Origin of the sequence: Mesorhizobium sp. M1E.F.Ca.ET.063.01.1.1, from assembly GCF_003998155.1 — a bacterium.
Taxonomy (GTDB): domain Bacteria; phylum Pseudomonadota; class Alphaproteobacteria; order Rhizobiales; family Rhizobiaceae; genus Mesorhizobium.
In genome coordinates this window covers 1-4,550 of the sequence record NZ_RZSC01000490.1, presented here as the reverse complement: position 1 = coordinate 4,550, position 4,550 = coordinate 1, and the positions used below count along the sequence as shown (strand labels likewise).

The 4,550-nt window shown below is 65.9% G+C and carries 3 protein-coding genes and 1 pseudogene; 3 read left to right on the top strand and 1 reads right to left on the bottom strand.

All coding sequences use genetic code 11. The annotated features are described in order from the left end of the window. The 3 genes and pseudogenes from EOA29_RS26140 to EOA29_RS26130 form a co-directional block, all read left to right on the top strand. A pseudogene (locus tag EOA29_RS26140) lies at nucleotides 1-793 on the top strand (NAD(P)(+) transhydrogenase (Re/Si-specific) subunit alpha); the annotation flags it as partial. Continuing rightward, nucleotides 793-1,215 carry an NAD(P) transhydrogenase subunit alpha gene (locus EOA29_RS26135; RefSeq protein ID WP_127221817.1) on the top strand — a complete coding sequence of 141 codons (423 nt, stop codon included), beginning with the start codon at nucleotides 793-795 and terminating at the stop codon, nucleotides 1,213-1,215. The pseudogene EOA29_RS26140 and the gene EOA29_RS26135, both read left to right, overlap by 1 nt. Nucleotide 1,216: 1 nt before the next feature. Then, nucleotides 1,217-2,614, top strand: coding sequence for an NAD(P)(+) transhydrogenase (Re/Si-specific) subunit beta (locus EOA29_RS26130; protein ID WP_127221816.1), 1,398 nt, complete (start codon nucleotides 1,217-1,219; stop codon nucleotides 2,612-2,614). 79 nt (nucleotides 2,615-2,693) lie between these two features. Here EOA29_RS26130 and EOA29_RS26125 read toward each other — a convergent pair. Then, the coding region (locus EOA29_RS26125; protein WP_127221815.1) for a DNA gyrase subunit B at nucleotides 2,694-4,550 on the bottom strand (1,857 nt) is incomplete at its 5' end.

The window sequence follows — 4,550 nt, the reverse complement described above, 5'->3', positions numbered from 1 at the left end:
GGTCTTCGCCGCCGGCACCGTGCCGGCGGCGAAGACCTTCATCATGGGTGTCGGCGTCGCCGGCCTGCAGGCCATCGCCACCGCGCGTCGCCTCGGCGCCGTCGTCACCGCAACCGACGTGCGGCCGGCGGTGAAGGAGCAGGTGCAGTCGCTCGGCGCGAAATTCCTGGCGGTCGAGGACGACGAGTTCAAGGCGGCGGAGACCGCCGGCGGCTATGCCAAGGAAATGTCGAAGGAATACCAGGCCAAGCAGGCGGCACTCACCGCCGAGCACATCGCCAAGCAGGACATCGTCATCACCACGGCGCTGATCCCCGGTCGCCCGGCGCCGAAGCTGGTCTCGGCCGCCATGGTCGCCTCGATGAAGCCGGGCTCGGTGATCGTCGATCTTGCCGTCGAGCGCGGCGGCAATGTCGAGGGCGCGGTGCCAGGCAAGGTCGTGACGACGGAAAACGGCGTCAAGATCGTCGGCCATCTCAACGTGCCCGGCCGCGTCGCGGCATCGGCCTCGTTGCTCTATGCCAAGAACCTTTACGCCTTCCTCGAGACGATGGTCGACAAGGCGACGAAGACGCTTGCCATCAAGCGCGACGACGAACTGGTCAAGGCGACGATGCTGACCGACGCTGGGCAGGTCGTTCATCCCAACTTCGCCAAGGCGGCCGGTGAGCGCACCGAACCCGCTGCGATACCCGCCAAGACCATGGTCGCCGATGCCGCGCCGAAGAAGGCGGCGGCGAAGAAACCTGCCGCAGCCAAGTCGGCCTCGTCCAAGTCGAAAGGGACCGCGTGATGGACGCCCTGCAGAAAGCCCTCGATCAGCTCGATCAGGCGACCGCCGCCGTTCGCCTTGCCGTGCAGGACCTGGCCAACGCGCCCGCCGGTGCCGAGGCTGCCGGCAACGCGGCGCACGCGCTCTCGGGCGGCGCCATCGATCCCTTCGTCTTCCGCTTCGCCATCTTCGTGCTGGCGATCTTCGTCGGCTATTATGTCGTGTGGTCGGTGACGCCGGCGCTGCACACGCCGCTGATGGCCGTCACCAACGCCATCTCCTCGGTCATCGTCGTCGGCGCGCTGCTCGCCGTCGGCATCGCGGCCTCCGGTCTTGCCGCGGGCTTCGGCTTCGTCGCGCTCGTGCTGGTCTCGGTCAACATCTTCGGCGGCTTCCTCGTCACCCAGCGCATGCTGGGCATGTACAAGAAGAAGGACAAGTGACGTGACCGTCAATCTCGCTTCCTTCCTCTATCTGGTCTCCGGCATCCTGTTCATCCTGGCGCTGCGCGGCCTGTCGCATCCGACCACCAGCCGCCGGGGCAATCTCTACGGCATGATCGGCATGGGCATCGCTCTTTGCACCACGCTGGCGCTGGCGCTGCCTTCGGCCGGCCGCTTCGGCCTGATCGTGCTGGGTCTCGCCATCGGCGGCAGCATCGGCGCGGTGACTGCGCGCCGCATCGCAATGACATCGATGCCGCAGCTTGTCGCCGCCTTCCACTCGCTCGTCGGCTTCGCCGCCGTCATGGTTGCGGCCGCCGCCATCTATGCGCCGGAAAGCTTCGGCATCGGCACGGCGGGCGACATCCACGCCCAGGCGCTGGTCGAAATGAGCCTCGGTGTCGCTATCGGCGCCATCACCTTCACCGGCTCGGTCATCGCCTTCCTGAAGCTCGACGGCCGCATGTCCGGCAAGCCGATCATGATCGGCGGCCGCCACCTCATCAACATCGCGCTCGGCGTCGCGCTGTTCGTGCTGATCGTGCTTCTGGTCAACACCGAGTCCAAGCTGGTCTTCTGGCTGATCGTGGCCGCCTCGCTGGTGCTCGGCGTGCTCCTGATCATCCCGATCGGCGGCGCCGACATGCCGGTCGTGGTGTCGATGCTGAATTCTTACTCGGGCTGGGCCGCGGCCGCGCTCGGCTTCACGCTTGGCAACCTGGCGCTGATCATCACCGGCGCGCTGGTCGGCTCCAGCGGTGCGATCCTGTCCTACATCATGTGCAAGGGCATGAACCGCTCCTTCATCTCGGTCATCCTCGGCGGCTTCGGCGGCGAGACCGCTGCCGCTGCCGACGACGGCATCGAGCGCACCGTCAAGCAGGGCTCGGCCGACGACGCCGCCTATCTGATGATGAACGCCCAGAAGGTCATCATCGTGCCGGGCTACGGCATGGCGGTCGCCCAGGCGCAGCACGCGCTGCGCGAGATGGCCGACAAGCTCAAGGCCAACGGCGTCGAGGTGAAGTACGCCATCCACCCGGTCGCCGGCCGCATGCCCGGCCACATGAACGTGCTGCTCGCCGAGGCCAACGTGCCCTATGACGAGGTGTTCGAATTGGAGGACATCAACTCCGAGTTCGCGCAGGCCGACGTCGCCTATGTCATCGGCGCCAACGACGTCACCAACCCGTCCGCGCGCGACGACAAGTCCTCGCCCATCTACGGCATGCCGATCCTCGACGTCGACAAGGCCCGCACCTGCCTCTTCGTCAAGCGCTCGCTCGGCTCCGGCTATGCCGGCATCGACAACACGCTGTTCTACAAGGACGGCACCATGATGCTGCTCGGCGACGCCAAGAAGATGACCGAGGAAATCGTCAAGGCCATGGATCACTGACCAGTCGCAGCTTGCGCAACAAAAAAAGCCCGGCTCGCCGGGCTTTTTTGTTGCAGAAGGCTGTCGGCCGGATCCCCGCTCAAATGTCCAGATTGGCCACCGACAGCGCGTTGTCCTGGATGAACTCGCGGCGCGGCTCCACCTCGTCGCCCATCAGCCGCGAGAACAGGCTGTCTGCGTCCGTCGCATCCGCCACCTTGACCTGCAGCAGCGAGCGCACATTCGGATCGAGCGTGGTTTCCCAGAGCTGCTCGGCGTTCATTTCGCCAAGGCCCTTGTAACGCTGCATGGTGAGCCCCTTGCGGCCGGTGGCGAACACCGCGTTGAGCAGCGCCAGCGGCCCTGAAATGGTCTCGGCCACATCTTTGCGGCGCAGCACCGGCGGCTCGCTGTAGATCTCGGCCAGGCGCGAGGCATAGCGGTCTAGCTGGCGCGCATCGGCCGAATTGATCAGCCCGGCGTCAAGCTGCACGAATTCCTTGACGCCGCGCACCGTGCGCTCGAACACGTAGCCGCCGGTGCCGTCATTGGAAGTCGACAGGTGTCCGGTCCAGCCACGCTCGGTCTCTTCGGCAATCAGGTCGAGCCGCCTCGCGACGCGTTCGGCCATGGCATTGGCGCGGCCGAGATCGGCGAGCACATCGGCATTGAGCGCGCCGGCGATCGCCGCCTGCTCGACGACATCGCGGTTGTAGCGCGTGTGCAGCCCGTTGATCAGGTGCCGCACCGCCAGCGCGTCGTCGATGGCGCCGCGCAGGTCCTGTCCGGTGCGCACTTCGCCGGACGCCAGCGTCAGCGAAGCCTCCTCCAGCCCGGAGTCGATCAGATATTCCTCATAGGCGCCTTCGTCCTTGAGGTATTGCGAGCTTTTTCCCCGCGTCACTTTGTAGAGCGGCGGCTGGGCGATGTAGAGATGGCCGCGCTCGATCAGCTCCGGCATCTGCCGGAAGAAGAAGGTGAGCAGCAGCGTGCGGATGTGGGCGCCGTCGACGTCGGCGTCGGTCATCAGGATGATCTTGTGGTAGCGCAGCTTGTCGGCGTTGAACTCGTCCTTGCCGATCGAGGTGCCGAGCGCGGTGATCAGCGTGCCGATCATGTCGGAACTCAACATGCGGTCGAAGCGCGCGCGCTCGACGTTCAGGATCTTGCCGCGCAGCGGCAGGATGGCCTGGTTCTGGCGCGAGCGCCCGCCCTTGGCCGAGCCGCCGGCCGAGTCACCCTCGACGATGAAGATTTCCGATTTCGCCGGGTCGCGTTCCTGGCAGTCGGCAAGTTTGCCTGGCAGCGAGGTGACGCCGAGCGTGCTCTTGCGGGTGATGTCGCGCGCCTTGCGCGCGGCCTCGCGCGCCGCGGCTGCCTGGATCACCTTTTCGACCACCACCCTGCCTTCGGTCGGATGCTCCTCCAGCCAGGTGCCCAATGCCTCGTTCACTAGCCCTTCCACCACCGGGCGGACTTCCGAAGAGACCAGCTTGTCCTTGGTCTGCGAAGAGAATTTCGGATCCGGCACCTTGACCGAGAGAACGGCGGTCAGGCCTTCGCGGCAGTCGTCGCCGGTAAGAGACACCTTTTCCTTCTTGGTCTGGCCGGAAGATTCGCCGTATGCAGTGATCTGCCGCGTCAGCGCGCCGCGGAAGCCGGCCAGATGCGTGCCGCCATCGCGCTGCGGGATGTTGTTGGTGAAGGCCAGCACATTCTCGTGATAGCTGTCGTTCCACCACATCGCCACCTCGACGGTGATGCCGTCGCGCTCGGCGCGGATCGCGATCGGCTTTTCGATCAGCGGCTTCTTGACCCGGTCGAGATATTTCACGAACTCCTCGAGGCCGCCGTCATAGTGCAGCTCATGGCGCACGAGGTCGGCGTGGCGGGCGTCGGTCAGCACGATGCGCACGCCTGAATTGAGGAAGGCGAGCTCGCGCAGCCGGTGCTCCAG